The sequence below is a fragment of the Alkalihalobacillus alcalophilus ATCC 27647 = CGMCC 1.3604 genome, from assembly GCF_000292245.2.
Classification (GTDB): domain Bacteria; phylum Bacillota; class Bacilli; order Bacillales; family Bacillaceae_D; genus Alkalihalobacillus; species Alkalihalobacillus alcalophilus.
On record NZ_ALPT02000036.1, the window covers coordinates 1 to 15,025 of the forward strand.

Here is a 15,025-nt window from a genome sequence, read left to right on the forward strand (position 1 = left end):
AGAACGAAATGAGCTGTTAAGAGACATTCGTGATGAGTTAAGGAATAGAAATAAGCAATATTAATTACCGCAAAATACGAAAAGACCGTCTCATCATGGCTTTTCCTTTTGGGACGGTTGATTATTTAGTTCCTTTCCTCCGCTCAAGCAAAATCGTATCTCGCCAAATACCATCAAGCTGAGCGATTTTTTCTCTGCGGCCCACAATCCTAAAGCCGAATTTTTTATGCAAAAGTATACTTGTTTCATTTTCAGGGAAAATACTAGCCTGTAACGTCTAAAACCCTTGAGCTTCGCTATCCCTTATCAAGGTATGCATCAATTGACTACCCACCCCTTTATTTGAATACTTTTTAGAAATATAAATACTGACCTCTGCCACACCTCGATAAACCGTTCGACTCGAAATCGGCGTTAGGGCACACCAGCAAACTACTTTTCCATCTGTTACGGCTACAAATCTTCCCACTTTATGATGGCCCGCGTCCCAGCTTTCCCAACAAGGTGCTTCTGTTTGAAAAGTTGCATTACGGGTAGCTAAGCCTTCTATGTATATTTCACGGACTTGCTCCCAATTGGATTTCTCCATTTTTTCAATCTTGATAGGATAAACCTGCCCTTGAGTTAGGTGCTGATACAGCACGCGTTGCAATGGCTGTTGCTTGGGGCGATGCTTGGAGCTTTGTACGGTTTTTTACGTATTTTCTTGTTGGTTTTTAAGGGAAACTGACACAAATTCCATCCATGTCTTCATAGCGGAAAATAAATAGCTATCTTTGCGCCTAATCAACGCTAAATTCCACTCAATGACTGGCTCAATTAAATCAACAGCTGTACAATTATAAAGATGAACATGTTCACAAACCGTTTCTGGTAGCACACATATCCCATTTCCTACTGAAACCATCTTGATCATAAAATCCCACTGACTACTCTCTTGCACGACAATTGGTTCAAATCCAGCTTGAATACAGGCGTCACGAACTCGATCATAAAGGCTAAACCCTCGACTAAACATGAGAAATTCTTCATCTTTCAAATCATTTAAATTCACCGCCTCTTGCAAAGCAAAACGATGATGGTTTGGCAAAACAAGCTTTAATTTTCGCTCGATAATTGGCTTCACTTCAAATTTTTCTTTATCCAGTGGAAGTATTGCTACCCCTACATCAAGTTGACCATCAAGTAATTTTTGCTCCACGATCCTTGAACCTTCTTCCACAATCTCTAACTCAATTCCTGGATAAGCCTTACGAAATTGTGCAATTACACTCGGAAAAAAACTAGAACCAATTACAGGTGGTAAACCAAATTTCACGTGACCTGTTGTGGTTTGATACTGTTCAGAAGCAACCTTCATAAAATCCTCCATTTTTAGTAGAAGCTTTCTTGCATAAGGAATGATAGCCTTTCCTTCGTCCGTAATATATAGATGCCTTGTAGAGCGATCAAATAATTTTATACCAAGTTCCTCCTCCATACTTTGAATGATTTTGCTTAAGGCAGATTGGGAAAGATGTAGTTTTTGACTAGCCCTTGAAAAACTGAGCTGACTACAAACCTCTAAGAAACAACGCACTTGTTTAATATCCATAGCTAGTACCCTTTCATTTATTCCAAATAGGAATGATAGTTATAATATTTATTCATTTTACTAATAGTCTGACATTTAGTAAAATAGATATAAAGAAAACGCTTTCAATATAACTTATAATCTTTGAATTTTTAAGGGAGTGTAAAGTATGAGCTCAAAACGTGCAGAATCGATGGAAGAACTCATCTCCGTTATTAAAGATGGCGATACGATTATCGCGGGTGGCTTCGGTTTATGCGGAATTCCGGAAAAAGCCATTTTAGCTTTAGCAGATAGCGGTGTAAAAGACTTAACGTTTGTTAGCAACAACTGTGGAGTTGACGATTGGGGTTTAGGATTATTGCTTGCGAATCGCCAAATCAAAAAGATGGTCGCCTCTTATGTAGGTGAGAATAAATTATTCGAGACACAATTTTTAAGCGGTGAGCTTGAGGTAGAACTCGTTCCACAAGGTACATTGGCGGAACGAATTCGTGCTGGCGGTGCGGGAATCCCAGGCTTCTATACTCCAACTGGTGTCGGTACTAAAGTCGCCGAAGGAAAAGAAATAAAAGAGTTTGATGGAAAAACCTATGTGTTAGAACGGGCCATCACTGGAGATGTAGCCTTTGTGAAAGCCTGGAAAGGTGATCCATTCGGTAATCTTATCTATCGCAAAACGGCGAGAAACTTTAACCCTTTAGCAGCAGCTGCAGGAAAAGTAACGATTGCAGAAGTCGAAGAAATCGTCGAAACTGGTCAACTTGATCCAAATTTCATTCATACTCCTGGCATATATGTTCAACATATCGTAGAAGGCGAGCAATACGAAAAACGAATTGAAAGAAAAACAACTCGCCAAAAACAATCGAATTAACCAAGGAATCGGTTCACTACTGAATTGAAACCAATTACTTTTAGATGACCAAAACGGATCCTGCGGAATACCCGGAGACTCTTACGGGACTAGTGAAGGACGGGAGACCCTACAGCGTTTCGCAAGGAGGCTCCCGCTTCACCCGCGGAACGCATAGAGTATTCTGCTGGCGGAGTAATCCAACTACACTTTTCTCGCTTCTGACCAAACGGACTTCGCTTTATATCAATCCAGCTACGCCTGTTAGAAGCTCGAGAAAAATCGGTTCGTCTTTGTGAAGACAAAAAGCGTCTTCACAAGCCGCCCCTAATTTTTCCTCGCTTCTGAACGAACAGGCTTCGCTTTATATTTAAGGAGGAATGAACATGTTAACAGCTCGTCAACGTATCATTCAACGTGCTGCCAAAGAAATTGAAGACGGCATGTATGTCAACTTAGGAATTGGAATGCCTACACTTTTAGCTAATGAAATTCCCGACACCAAAACCGTTTTCTTACAATCTGAAAATGGCCTACTCGGTATTGGACCTTATCCATATGAAGGAGAGGAGGATCCTGACCTGATCAATGCGGGAAAAGAAACCGTTACAGCGATGACCGGTGCCTCCTATTTTGATAATGCTGAATCATTTGCGATGATTCGCGGCGGACATATTGACTTAGCCATTCTTGGGGGAATGGAAGTTTCCGAATCTGGTGATTTAGCAAACTGGATGATCCCAGGAAAAATGGTCAAAGGCATGGGCGGGGCGATGGATTTAGTCCAAGGTGCCAAACGTGTAATTGTCATTATGGATCACGTCAATAAAGCTGGAGAAGCAAAAGTCAAAAAAGAATGTGACCTTCCCTTAACAGGAACTCAAGTCGTCAGCCGCCTCATTACCGACCGAGCTGTATTTGATTTTACAGATAACGGAATGGTCTTAACAGAAATCCTTAGCGACGAAACGGTCGAGGAAATTCGAGCAATTACCGAAGCTAACTTTACTGTAGCCGAGCATTTAGTCAATGAAGGAGTGACAGAATAATGGCAGACAATGTTGTCCTCATTCAGCCCGTCAGAACTCCGATTGGTAGCTTTTTTGGCTCATTAAAAAACGTATCCGCCGTCGACTTAGGGGCCCTCGTTTTAAAGGAGTCGATTAGCCGAGCTCATTTAAATGTTGAAGAAATCGATGAAGTCATCATGGGCAACGTTCTTCAAGCAGGTCTAGGACAAAATCCTGCTCGGCTTGCGGCCATAAAAGCAGGCATTCCCGAATCTGTATCAGCGATGACGATTAACAAAGTATGTGGTTCTGGTTTAAAAGCAATCCACTTAGCCGCACAGGCAATTATAGCAGGAGATGCGGAAGTCGTTTTAGCTGGTGGAATGGAAAATATGAGCCAGGCTCCATACTTAAGTATGAATGCGAGAAATGGTTTTCGAATGGGGAATCAACAACTGATTGATAGTATGGTTCACGATGGATTATCGTGTGGAATTAATGACATTCATATGGGTATAACCGCTGAAAACTTAGTGGAAAAATATGAGTTAACGCGTGAACAATTAGACGATTTTTCTGTGCAGAGTCATCAACGAGCAGCAACCGCACATTCAGCTGGAGTTTTTGCTGATGAAATCGTTCCCGTTACGATTCCGCAACGAAAAGGAGACCCGATTGTCGTTTCAACTGATGAACATATTAAACCACAAACGACTTTGGATAGTCTCGGAAAGCTCCGCCCCGCGTTCAAACGTGATGGGGGCTGCGTAACAGCAGGTAATGCTTCTGGTATTAATGACGGAGCCGCTTGTATGATTGTCATGAGTGAATCAAAAGCAAAAGCACTTGGCCTTAAACCTTTTGCCCGTATTCTTAGTAATGCAAGCAGTGGTGTTGATCCTAAAATTATGGGAATTGGACCAGTTCCCGCAACTAAAAAAGCATTAGAAAAAGCGAGATTAACCATTGAAGACCTTGATTTAATCGAAGCAAACGAAGCGTTCGCAGCTCAAGCTCTATCCGTACAAAAAGAACTACAATTTGCTCCAGATAAATTAAATGTGAATGGTGGCGCGATTGCTTTAGGTCATCCAATCGGTGCTAGTGGAGCCCGTATCCTTGTCACTCTTTTACATGAAATGCAACGAAGACAAAGTAATGTTGGCCTGGCGACTTTATGTATTGGTGGCGGTCAAGGCGTAGCAACGATTGTAGAAAGAGTTCAATAAAAGCTCTCAAATTTTAGCACAAATCACTTCTTTATCTAATGACTTAACTAAAAAGTAGGTATAGGGCTACGAGCACCTTCACCTACTTTTTTTGAATGAACAGCAAAATCTTTACCGCCTTATCTCTTCTTATGTTCTTTAATCACTTCTCTAAACACATCCGGATAATCGGTAAAAAGTCCATTCACACCCCAGTCTAATGCTCTTTCCATCGCCTCTCTCGTATTGACCGTATAAGGGTGGATATACAAGTTATGCGAATGTACTTTTTGTACATATTCCTCTGTAATCCTTGCAAAGCTAGGTCCAACACCAATTGCATACTCTTTAATTGCTTCTAACTGGGCATCTGCCCCCTCATCTAAAACTGGCTGGCTCAGAAGTTGAACCAATGGCAAATTCGGATTCATCTCATGGATATTTAATAAACTTTCAGGAATAAACGATTGAATAATCACCTTACTTGAACGACCATTCACACCTGCTAAGTTATATTTATCTAAAAGTCTAAGTAACTCGGCTTCCATCCCAGGATAAAGCTCAGGCGACTTCGTTTCAATATAATATAATGAGGAACGTCCAAACTTTCGAAACACTTCTTCAAGAGTTGGAACCTTTAAACCAACATATTTACTCTTCGCTTTTTCTGGATTTCTTTCATTAAACCAAGAACCTGCATCCAGTTCTTTAATCTCCTCTAGCGTCATATCTGCGACTGCCCCGGAACCATTTGTCGTACGATCAACTGTCGTATCATGCATCGCAATTAAAACACCGTCCTTGGTCATTTGAAGATCAATTTCAATATAATCAGCCTTCATCTTTTCGCCCATCTCATATGCAACCAATGTATGCTCAGGGGCATAACCAGAAGCACCACGATGGGCAACATTAAGAATTTTCGAACTCGGTACTGGGTAGAGCGACTCGTCCTTTTTTTTCGCAGAAGCACCCGGTGCCAAACCTGAAGCAACTAACCCAATACTTAATGCGACAATTACCATTCTTTTTAAACTCTTTTTCATACACTACTCATCTCCCTTTGATTTTATCTTTACGTTCCAAAGTGATAACATGAAGCAGCTTACTTTTTTTATATTACCTAAAAGAGTTTAAGTATCCTCCCCTCCTTTTGTTAAGAAATGATAAATTAACATTTACACAACTTAGACCTAAGCATTTTTTAACCCTAAAGAAATAAGCCCTGTCCCAAAAAAATCTTAAATAATAGAAAAAGCCGATGATATTTTACTCGTAAAATACATCGACTTTGATTATTTTTTGAATGAAATTAACTAGGTGGACATTGAGCTCTATTTACCGCTCACAAATCTTGAAGTCTCTTGTTTAGCCATATCGGTCCTTATGTTTTAGGGAGATATAGTTGGTTCATGTTACATTATAATCTTGGAAAGTAGCCTTTTAGTTACACATAAAAATCGCTCCTCTTTGGTTTGTAGTGTGGTAACTCCATTCTAAAGGAAAGAGCTTTTTTTGCCTTTCTTGATAGAAAATAAAACTTAGCGGACGAGATGGGTGGCCGACTCCTGCAGGAGGAAAGGGCAGGCTGAAATCCACTGGCGTAGACAGTTAGTTCAGCGCCCGCCTGCGGAAAGCGTGCCCCCCATCTCGGGAGCGATGTCTTCCCTCTTACTTTTATCATATTCAAAAAGGGGCTGAACCCTCAAAGGTCATTTTCATGACTTTTGGGACAGCCCCCTGTATTGTTCTCATGTTTCCTCATCAAGTTTCAAACCATTTGATTGGTGAGTAACAAATTGATGAATAACATCATTTAATTTAAGTGCCGCTTTCGTTGGTAGTTGATGCTTTTCATTTTCTAAAAAAACTAATTGGTTATGAGGAATCTTTTTATGCAAAAGCCTGGCATAGCGATGAAAAGATTTATCTTTCGTACCGTAGACAAGCAAAACCGGCAAATCAATTTTAGGCAACATCCTCGTACAATTATAGCGTAAACTATAGCGGTAATATTGTTGGATATTTTTAACCTCTCCACGTGATGATTCTTTAAACAAATGCAAAAATGCTCGGCTTTTATCTGCATTTCCCCATGTGATCGCCAAATTCAAAAAAGGAACTCTTTTCTTCTCTGCTAATTTAACAGCAAAGCTTATTCTCTCTTTTAAATAAAAATCCCTCACTTCCGACATCCCACTAATAATAATTCCACCCAAAGCTCGATTAGGTTTTGTCAATAAATACTCCAAAACGATAGAGCCACCCGTTGAATATCCACCAATAAAAGCCTTTTCTATATCTAAATGTTCTAAAATTTTTATTATATCTTCCACAATAAGCGGATAAGTAATCGCCTCTTCTGAATAGCCACTTCTTCCATGACCTCTAATATCAAAAGTGATCACTTTAAACGTTTGCGATAACCCTTCTAATTGATACATAAAATTAGCACTCGTAAGAAGCGGTGGATGAATAAAAACGAGCGGGATCCCCGTACCCTTTACGGAATAATACAAAATAGTATCTTCTAATTCTAAAATAGGCATGTTACAAACCACCTCAATGACTTTCAAATTACAGATAGTATGTAACTTAACACCGATTATAATTCTTATTTTGTCACATAACTTATTCTTCAATTGAATTCATTTGTGGTAGAGCCAACATTATAAACTTTCTTAATCTCTTCAAAAAGACTATCACCCCGTATATGAAGGCTGATGTATTGAGGATCATATAAAAAGAGTCTAACCTGTAATAGCTGGTTGAACTCTTTTTGACTAAGGTTTTAGAATACTAAAGGTAGTAGTGGTAGAACGTTATCCCTCGTTAAATAAAAGATTTAATTGACTTAATAAAATAATTAACCAATTAAAACTTGATCTTCTGGATAGCCAATTTTTGTTGAGTTTTTCTTTTTAGCTAATGCATATGCTAAGGTTAGTGGTCCTAACCTTCCAATAAACATGGTAATAGTTACAATTATTTTTCCAAGAGAAGTTAGTTCACTTGTCAAGCCCATAGAAAGACCTGTCGTGCTAAAGGCAGAGGTAGCCTCAAACAAAACTTCTAAAAAATGTTCTTCCAACATATTTTCAGTAATCGTTAATAGTAAAGCTACAATAAATACACACGTGAGTGAACTTACGACAACTGCTAGAGCTCTCATAACGGTCTCAGTGCCTATTTTTCGTTTAAATACATGGATCGGTCCACCACCACGAAATGTGTTTAAGGTTGCCAAGATAAGTACAAAAAATGTATTTGTCTTTATTCCACCACCGGTCCCTCCGGATGAAGCCCCAATGAACATTAAAATAATGATGATAAGCTGTGAAGATGAAAGCATATTCCCTATATCAATTGTATTAAAACCTGCACTTCGAGGCGTTGTACTTTGAAAAAAAGCAGCTGCTATCTTTTCACCCATTGTTAAGTTTGCAAATGTAGTTGGATTCCAATTTTCTAATAATAAAAGCACAATAAATCCACAAATGGTTAATAATCCAGAGGTGACTAGTACTACCTTTGTATGTAAAGAGAATTTTTTCCAATCTCTTTTTTTGAAAAGCTCAACAATAACGATATAGCCGAGTCCACCAAATATAAACAGAGTAATTATTGTCAAATTGACCACAGGATCGTCCAAGTAGTTACTCAAACTATCTGGCCATAATGAAAAACCAGCATTATTAAAAGCAGACACAGAGTGAAATAAAGCATAATAGCTAGCTTTTTGAAGCCCCATCTCCCCCACCCAGCGTAAGGTCAAAATAATTGTAGCAACTAACTCAAAAATAAAAGCAATCATAAATATATATAAACAAAGTTTAGTAAGCCCGTCTCTCGAACTAGCTTGTGTTGTTTCTTGTAAAATTAACTGCTGTCTCAATCCTATCTTTCTCCCTAAAAGGATGGCAATCATTACACCTAGTGTCATAAAACCAAGACCACCAATTTGAATCAAAATCATAATAACAACTTGCCCAAACGTTGAAAAAGACGATCCGGTATTAATCACTACAAGTCCATTCACACAAACAGCAGACGTTGCAGTAAACAGCGCATCAATCCATGTAATCGTATTGCTATTAGATGAAACAGGAAAACGTAATAAAATCGTACCAATTAGTATAAGTAATAAAAATATAAAAATAATGAGTTGAGGTGGACTAACCTTTTTCTGGCTTTTACCACTTGTGCCCATATTTATCCTCCATATGGCGAATCTCTTTATTACTTCCAATCATTAACAATATATCTTCTGTTCGAATAACATCTTCTGCTTTAGGAGAAATATTTACACTTTCACCACTTTTAATTGCTAATATATTACATCCATAAGTTGCTCTGATATCTAACTGAGCAAGAGTACGGCCATTCATTGACTGAGGTGCCTTCATCTCCACAACGTTATAGTGGGGTGATAACTCAATATAGTCTACTAAATTATCAGAGCTGAGTTGAGTCCCTAAACGAATTCCCATATCTCTTTCTGGATAAACAACTTGATCAACACCGATTTTCATTAATACTTTACCATGAGTGGCATTTGTTGCTTTAGCTGTAACTTTTGAAAGCCCCATCTCCTTTAGAAGTAAAGTTGTTAAAATACTAGCTTGAAGATTTTCACCTATAGCTACAACCGCATGATTAAAATGATGTACACCTAATTCTTGCAAAACGGTTTCATCTGTACTATCTCCTTGTACTACATGAGTTGCAATTGTTGCCATTTTTTCTACTAAATTTATATCTTTATCCAAGGCTAGTACTTCATGATTGTTTTCAATAAGCGTTCTAGTCAAACTTGAGCCGAACCTACCCAGTCCAATAACAACAAACTGTTTCTTCATAAATCGTTTCCTTTCAAATTTTTACTGATTACTTTTTTTATTCAAGAACAAGATTTTAAAACAACGGTCTTTTGAAAATTTTAGAAGTATAATTTAGAGCACATTTTTACTTACCATACTGTATGGTGAGACATCATTGTTAAGTTCGCTAAATCTAACCAGGAATTTTCTAACGTATTTGTCTAGTCTATGGAAGATAATATATACCTCCCTAATATAAAAAGCAATATATCTTTAGGACGTATGGGACTAAAAAAGATCGTATACAAAATTGGAGGAAATAAACAAAAAAGAGGTAATTTGATACTTCAATAGAATCCTCATGTTTGGAAGGAATTAAAACACTCTCTTTATTAATCTAAATTTTTCAGGTCGCGTATCAACATTAACATATTCTATTCATATAACACGAACAGCTTCGTTACACATTAGGAATAAATTTTATTTTATCGATAATAATACACTTTAGGCTCTAGCGTCACTTCAATGATCCTTTGATTTCGAACTTAATTAATTTGTTCATGTTAATTTTCATCCCTATTAATAGTCAATTCATTGTCTTTTCTTTGGTTATCATTATATGTATTATTCGCCTTTTTAATACACCAACTGCATTTCAAGAGAAAATAATCTCCTTTTTGATGGGCAAGAACAAAAAAATTTTTTAGTTAATTTTACCCTCTTTCTTCATATTTAATTAGGGAATTAAAAATAGAGGAAGCCAACGGTAACTTTGATGCACACTGATTTAATTTGGGTTATAATCCTATTTGACTCTTAATAAATGTTCTAACTAACAAATGTATGAACACGTAAGTAATAATGTGTTAAAGATTAGGATTTAAGGAGGTATGTCGTTTGACTGTATTGCACTGGGCTACAATTTCGCCTTTCTTATTCGCGATAATAGTCCCTTTTCTTTTTAAGTATGTTAAAAGAATTCACACAGGTTGGTTTGTATTAATACTACCACTTGTATTATTTGGTTATTTCTTGCAATATCTTTCGGTTACATCGAACGGTAAAGTTGTTGAACATACCGTACAATGGGTACCGTCTTTAGGGGTTAACTTCACCGTTTATATTGATGGTTTGAGTTTACTTTTCCTTTTATTAATCTCTGGAATTGGCTCACTCGTAGTACTTTACTCAATATTCTACTTATCGAAGAGTACTGAAAAGCTTAATAACTTCTATGTCTATCTCCTCATGTTTATGGGAGCAATGTTAGGAGTTGTTATCTCAGATAATTTAATCGTTCTTTATATTTTTTGGGAATTAACTAGCTTAGCTTCATCACTCCTTATTAGTTATTGGTTTGCTCGAGAGAAATCGACTTACGGAGCATTGAAATCCATGTTAATAACAGTGTTTGGTGGATTCTCCATGCTTGCTGGGTTCTCTTTTTTATATGTAATAACGGGAACATTTAGCATTCGTGAAATCATTGCTAGTGTAGATTTAGTAACATCTAGTTCACTATTCTTACCTGCAATGCTCTTAATTTTACTAGGAGCATTTACAAAGTCAGCTCAATTTCCATTCCATATCTGGTTACCAGATGCAATGGAAGCTCCAACTCCTGTAAGTGCTTACTTACATTCAGCAACAATGGTTAAGGCAGGCATATATTTGGTTGCACGTTTAACTCCTATTTTTGGTGGTGCATCAGAATGGTTCTGGCTATTAACCGGATTTGGGTTAATGACCTTAATTTGGGGGTCCGTCTCAGCTGTACGTCAAAAAGATTTAAAGTCCATACTAGCTTTCTCTACCATAAGTCAGCTCGGTTTAATTATGAGCTTGTTAGGTGTTGGCTCGGCTGCTATTTACTATGCTGATAGTCCTGACCCTACTTATTTTGCATTTGCTGTGATGGCTGCAATCTTTCATTTAATTAATCACGCTACATTTAAGGGAAGTCTGTTCATGGCTGTCGGTATCATTGATCATGAAACTGGTTCTCGCGATATTCGAAAACTCGGTGGACTCATGACTATAATGCCTATCACATTTACCGTGTCTTTAATTGGACTAGCTTCCATGGCGGGTCTCCCTCCATTTAACGGCTTCTTAAGTAAGGAAATGTTTTTTACGGCCCTTATACGTGCTCAAGAAATTGGCGCCTTTAATATGGAAACTTTTAGTATCATTTTGCCAATTGTCGCTTGGATTGCAAGTATTTTCACATTCTTGTATTGCTTAATCATGTTCACCAAGACATTTTTAGGTAAGTTTAAACCAGAGAATTTCAAAGTCAAGGTTCATGAAGCACCAATTGGAATGTTAATCAGTCCAATTATTTTAGCTTCACTTGTCGTAGTGTTTGGTTTATTTCCAAACCTCCTTTCTTATACGCTTATTGAACCGGCTATGCGTTCCATTTTACCAATGTTACTTGAGCCCGGAGAAACGTTCTATGTTGATATTTATATGTGGCATGGATTTAACACAGAATTATTCATGACAATCGGTGTTGTAACTGCTGGTATATTGCTGTACACATTAATGAAAAAATGGGCAAGTACGAAATTCTATTTAAGCGAACGCGATCCACTTAACTGGTTCTATGATAGCTCTTATGACGGTGTCATCAAAGGTTCCCAAGTAGTTACGCGTGCTCAAATGACCGGATTATTACGTGATTATTTTGCTTATATGCTCATCTTTATGATTATTCTATTCACGTACACGATGTATCGCTATGACGCTTTTTCAATCGATACAACAAATGTTTCATTTATTCACCCTTATATGTGGCTTATCTTTGGGATTATGATTTTTGCGACTTTAAGTGTGCCATTTATTCATAACAGAATGGCTATTGTTATTGTTGTTGGTGTCATTGGGTTTTTATTAGCACTAGTATTTGTTGTATTTAGAGCTCCTGACCTTGCATTGACACAACTATTAATTGAAACGGTAACGGTTGTTTTATTTATGATTGTGTTTTATCACTTGCCTGAATTAAGGAAAATAAAGTCTAAACCAAGATTTAACATTTTGAACTTTATTATTTCAGCGGCTGTCGGTATCCTTGTTACAGCAATTGCGTTTAGCGCTCTAGCATTAGGAAACGAAGCTGGAATTGAGTCTATTTCACAGTATTATATTGAGAATTCTAAAACTCTAGCAGGCGGATACAACATGGTTAACGTTGTTTTAGTTGATTTCCGTGGTCTTGATACGATGCTAGAAGCGTTGGTATTAGGTATTGCAGCACTAGGTATTGTTGTGTTAATTAAGCTACGTATGAGTGGGAGGGAAGATGTGTGAGAAATATAAATACAAATGATGTTTTGCTACAGACCATCACTCGTGTTGTTGTTATTATCATCCTAATCTTCTCTGTATACCTCTTTCTAGCCGGTCATAATAGTCCTGGCGGAGGCTTCATCGGTGGATTAATGACAGCTAGTGCCTTATTACTTATGTATTTAGTATTTGATATTAAAAGCATTAAAAAAACCTTAAAAATTAACTTTGAAGCTGTAATTGGTATCGGATTAATTATCACAATTGTTACAGGGTTTATAGGTGTATTCAATGGTGACGCTTATTTAACTCAGTACTTTGAATATTTTCAACTACCAATTCTTGGTGAAACAGAGCTAACAACAGCACTTCCATTTGATCTTGGGATTTATTTAGTTGTTGTTAGTATCGCGCTCACCATCATATTAGCAATTGCGGAGGATGATGCGTAATGGAAATACTTATGTCCATCACAGTCGGTGTTCTCTTTATGGTAGGAACCTATTTACTTCTATCAAAAAGCTTACTAAAAGTAGTCATTTCTTTAATGTTACTTTCACACGGGGCACATTTACTATTATTAACAATGGCCGGATTACAATCAGGAGCACCACCGTTATTAAGCCTTGGGGCAGAGTCTTATACAGATCCCTTGCCTCAAGCATTAATCTTAACAGCAATCGTAATTAGTTTTGGGGTCACTTCATTCTTACTTGTGTTGGCTTACCGCACATATAAAGAACATAAAACAGATGATTTAGACCAGTTAAGGGGTTCTGCAGATGAGTAATTTAATCTTATTACCTATTTTAATCCCATTTTTAATTGGAGCTATTTTAATTTTATTTGCAAAGAAAATTGCAATTCAACGCTTCATTAGTGGATTAAGTGCGATAAGTATGCTCCTAGTATCTATCTTTCTTGCGATACATGTCTATCAGGAAGGGATTGCTGTTCTAGAGCTAGGAAATTGGCCAGCGCCATTTGGAATTGTCATTGTAGCTGACATGTTTGCTACAATGATGTTGATATTATCTAGTATTGTTGGTTTAGTTTGTTTGTTCTTTGCTTTCCAAACACTTTCAACAAAGCGGGAAAAATCCTATTTTTATCCATTTTATTTTTTCTTATTAGCAGGTGTGAATGGGGCCTTTTTAACAGGGGACTTATTTAACCTATTCGTATTCTTTGAAGTGATGTTAATTTCCTCTTATATCTTAATTGTAATTGGGGGTACTAAATATCAGTTACGAGAGTCCTTTAAATATGTTGTCATGAATGTATTTGCTTCAATTTTATTCCTAGTTGGAGTAGCTTATATTTATTCAGTAACTGGAACATTAAACCTTGCAGATTTAGCAGTTAAGATCGAAGGGTTAGAACAAGTCGGGGTATTAAATGTGATCGCGGTTATCTTTTTAGTTGTGTTTGCAATGAAAGGTGGCTTGTTCCCATTATATTTTTGGCTACCTCGTTCTTATTACGGACCACCAGCAGCCATTGCAGCTTTATTTGGAGCACTCCTAACTAAGGTTGGGATTTACGCAATTATGCGTACTTTCACTCTTGTTTTCACCCATGATCCTGACTTTACCCACACACTTATTTTGATCTTAGCCGGTCTTACAATGTTCTTTGGGGTATTAGGAGCTGTTTCTCAATTTGACTTCAAACGAATCTTGTCATACCACATTATTAGTCAGGTAGGTTACATGGTTATGGGTTTAGGTATTTTTACACCACTCGCAATTGCCGGAGCCATTTATTATATAGCCCACCATATTATCGTTAAGGCTGCGTTATTTTTATTCGCAGGTGCTACACAAAAAATAACTGGGACGACCGATTTAAAACAAATGGGCGGTTTGTTAAAAACACATCCAGTACTAGCGTGGCTTTTCTTTATCTCAGCCATTTCGTTAGCAGGGATTCCCCCATTAAGTGGTTTCTTTAGTAAATTTGCATTAATTTTAGCTGCTTTTTTACAAGAGAACTACATTATTGCAACTGTTGCTTTAGTTGTCGGCTTACTTACGTTATTCTCAATGATGAAAATCTTTATGTATGCATTCTGGGGAGAACAAAAACATACAGAAGAACAAGCACAAATGAAAATTGGAAAACTATTAATTCCCATTATTCCACTTGTTGCTTTAACAATTGGATTAGGATTTTTGGCAGAACCAATTTTTCAATATTCACTTCAGGTTGCCGAACAATTGTTAGATCCGACAATTTATATCGAATCTGTTCTTAAGGAGTAG

The 15,025-nt window shown here is 37.3% G+C and carries 13 protein-coding genes; 7 read left to right on the forward strand and 6 right to left on the reverse strand.

What is annotated here, in order from left to right:
- Nucleotides 1-277: 277 nt before the first annotated feature.
- Both BALCAV_RS11110 and BALCAV_RS11115 read right to left on the reverse strand, forming a co-directional pair.
- Nucleotides 278-589, reverse strand: coding sequence for a GNAT family N-acetyltransferase (locus tag BALCAV_RS11110; RefSeq protein WP_004427170.1), 312 nt, complete (start codon nt 587-589; stop codon nt 278-280).
- A 105-nt stretch (nt 590-694) separates the two neighbouring features.
- Nucleotides 695-1,594, reverse strand: coding sequence for a LysR family transcriptional regulator (locus BALCAV_RS11115; RefSeq protein ID WP_004427167.1), 900 nt, complete (start codon nt 1,592-1,594; stop codon nt 695-697).
- 148 nt (nt 1,595-1,742) lie between these two features.
- On the opposite strand from BALCAV_RS11115, the gene BALCAV_RS11120 reads away from it, so the two are divergent.
- The 3 genes from BALCAV_RS11120 to BALCAV_RS11130 all read left to right on the forward strand — a co-directional run bounded on the left by BALCAV_RS11120 (nt 1,743) and on the right by BALCAV_RS11130 (nt 4,668).
- Nucleotides 1,743-2,450 (forward strand): CoA transferase subunit A, encoded by a 708-nt coding sequence (locus BALCAV_RS11120; protein ID WP_004427166.1) that lies wholly within the window; start codon nt 1,743-1,745, stop codon nt 2,448-2,450.
- A 365-nt stretch (nt 2,451-2,815) separates the two neighbouring features.
- A complete protein-coding gene (locus BALCAV_RS11125) occupies nt 2,816-3,478 on the forward strand; it encodes a 3-oxoacid CoA-transferase subunit B (protein WP_003321735.1) in 663 nt (220 codons plus the stop codon).
- Entirely contained in the window at nt 3,478-4,668 is a 1,191-nt protein-coding gene (locus BALCAV_RS11130; RefSeq protein WP_003321734.1) for an acetyl-CoA C-acetyltransferase, read from the forward strand. Before BALCAV_RS11125 ends, BALCAV_RS11130 begins: the two co-directional genes overlap by 1 nt.
- A 119-nt stretch (nt 4,669-4,787) precedes the next feature.
- On the opposite strand, the gene BALCAV_RS11135 is transcribed toward BALCAV_RS11130, so the two are convergent.
- From BALCAV_RS11135 to BALCAV_RS11150, 4 genes are all read right to left on the reverse strand, one after another.
- Complete coding sequence (locus BALCAV_RS11135; protein WP_003321733.1) at nt 4,788-5,693, reverse strand: glycerophosphodiester phosphodiesterase; 906 nt, start codon at nt 5,691-5,693, stop codon at nt 4,788-4,790.
- A 705-nt stretch (nt 5,694-6,398) separates the two neighbouring features.
- Complete coding sequence (locus BALCAV_RS11140; RefSeq protein ID WP_003323509.1) at nt 6,399-7,196, reverse strand: alpha/beta fold hydrolase; 798 nt, start codon at nt 7,194-7,196, stop codon at nt 6,399-6,401.
- Nucleotides 7,197-7,513: 317 nt separating this feature from the next.
- Nucleotides 7,514-8,857, reverse strand: coding sequence for a TrkH family potassium uptake protein (locus BALCAV_RS11145; RefSeq protein ID WP_003323510.1), 1,344 nt, complete (start codon nt 8,855-8,857; stop codon nt 7,514-7,516).
- Nucleotides 8,841-9,506 carry a potassium channel family protein gene (locus BALCAV_RS11150; protein ID WP_003323512.1) on the reverse strand — a complete coding sequence of 222 codons (666 nt, stop codon included), beginning with the start codon at nt 9,504-9,506 and terminating at the stop codon, nt 8,841-8,843. The genes BALCAV_RS11145 and BALCAV_RS11150 overlap by 17 nt, the downstream gene beginning before the upstream one ends.
- An 858-nt stretch (nt 9,507-10,364) precedes the next feature.
- On the opposite strand from BALCAV_RS11150, the gene BALCAV_RS11155 reads away from it, so the two are divergent.
- Genes BALCAV_RS11155 through BALCAV_RS11170 form a run of 4 tightly spaced genes read left to right on the forward strand, consistent with a single transcriptional unit; the run spans nt 10,365 to nt 15,025 of the window.
- Nucleotides 10,365-12,782, forward strand: coding sequence for a Na+/H+ antiporter subunit A (locus BALCAV_RS11155; protein WP_003323513.1), 2,418 nt, complete (start codon nt 10,365-10,367; stop codon nt 12,780-12,782).
- Nucleotides 12,779-13,213, forward strand: coding sequence for a Na(+)/H(+) antiporter subunit B (locus tag BALCAV_RS11160; protein ID WP_003323514.1), 435 nt, complete (start codon nt 12,779-12,781; stop codon nt 13,211-13,213). Before BALCAV_RS11155 ends, BALCAV_RS11160 begins: the two co-directional genes overlap by 4 nt.
- Nucleotides 13,213-13,551, forward strand: a complete 339-nt coding sequence (locus BALCAV_RS11165) for a Na(+)/H(+) antiporter subunit C (protein ID WP_003323515.1) — start codon at nt 13,213-13,215, stop codon at nt 13,549-13,551. Before BALCAV_RS11160 ends, BALCAV_RS11165 begins: the two co-directional genes overlap by 1 nt.
- Complete coding sequence (locus BALCAV_RS11170; protein WP_003323516.1) at nt 13,544-15,025, forward strand: Na+/H+ antiporter subunit D; 1,482 nt, start codon at nt 13,544-13,546, stop codon at nt 15,023-15,025. The genes BALCAV_RS11165 and BALCAV_RS11170 overlap by 8 nt, the downstream gene beginning before the upstream one ends.

Excerpts from the sequence above, each read along its gene's own strand:
- BALCAV_RS11110 (WP_004427170.1), bottom strand. The coding sequence starts at position 589 with ATGGAGAAATCCAATTGGGAGCAAGTCCGTGAAATATACATAGAAGGC.
- BALCAV_RS11115 (WP_004427167.1), bottom strand. The coding sequence starts at position 1,594 with ATGGATATTAAACAAGTGCGTTGTTTCTTAGAGGTTTGTAGTCAGCTC.
- BALCAV_RS11120 (WP_004427166.1), top strand. The coding sequence starts at position 1,743 with ATGAGCTCAAAACGTGCAGAATCGATGGAAGAACTCATCTCCGTTATT.
- BALCAV_RS11125 (WP_003321735.1), top strand. The coding sequence starts at position 2,816 with ATGTTAACAGCTCGTCAACGTATCATTCAACGTGCTGCCAAAGAAATT.
- BALCAV_RS11130 (WP_003321734.1), top strand. The coding sequence starts at position 3,478 with ATGGCAGACAATGTTGTCCTCATTCAGCCCGTCAGAACTCCGATTGGT.
- BALCAV_RS11135 (WP_003321733.1), bottom strand. The coding sequence starts at position 5,693 with ATGAAAAAGAGTTTAAAAAGAATGGTAATTGTCGCATTAAGTATTGGG.
- BALCAV_RS11140 (WP_003323509.1), bottom strand. The coding sequence starts at position 7,196 with ATGCCTATTTTAGAATTAGAAGATACTATTTTGTATTATTCCGTAAAG.
- BALCAV_RS11145 (WP_003323510.1), bottom strand. The coding sequence starts at position 8,857 with ATGGGCACAAGTGGTAAAAGCCAGAAAAAGGTTAGTCCACCTCAACTC.
- BALCAV_RS11150 (WP_003323512.1), bottom strand. The coding sequence starts at position 9,506 with ATGAAGAAACAGTTTGTTGTTATTGGACTGGGTAGGTTCGGCTCAAGT.
- BALCAV_RS11165 (WP_003323515.1), top strand. The coding sequence starts at position 13,213 with ATGGAAATACTTATGTCCATCACAGTCGGTGTTCTCTTTATGGTAGGA.
- BALCAV_RS11170 (WP_003323516.1), top strand. The coding sequence starts at position 13,544 with ATGAGTAATTTAATCTTATTACCTATTTTAATCCCATTTTTAATTGGA.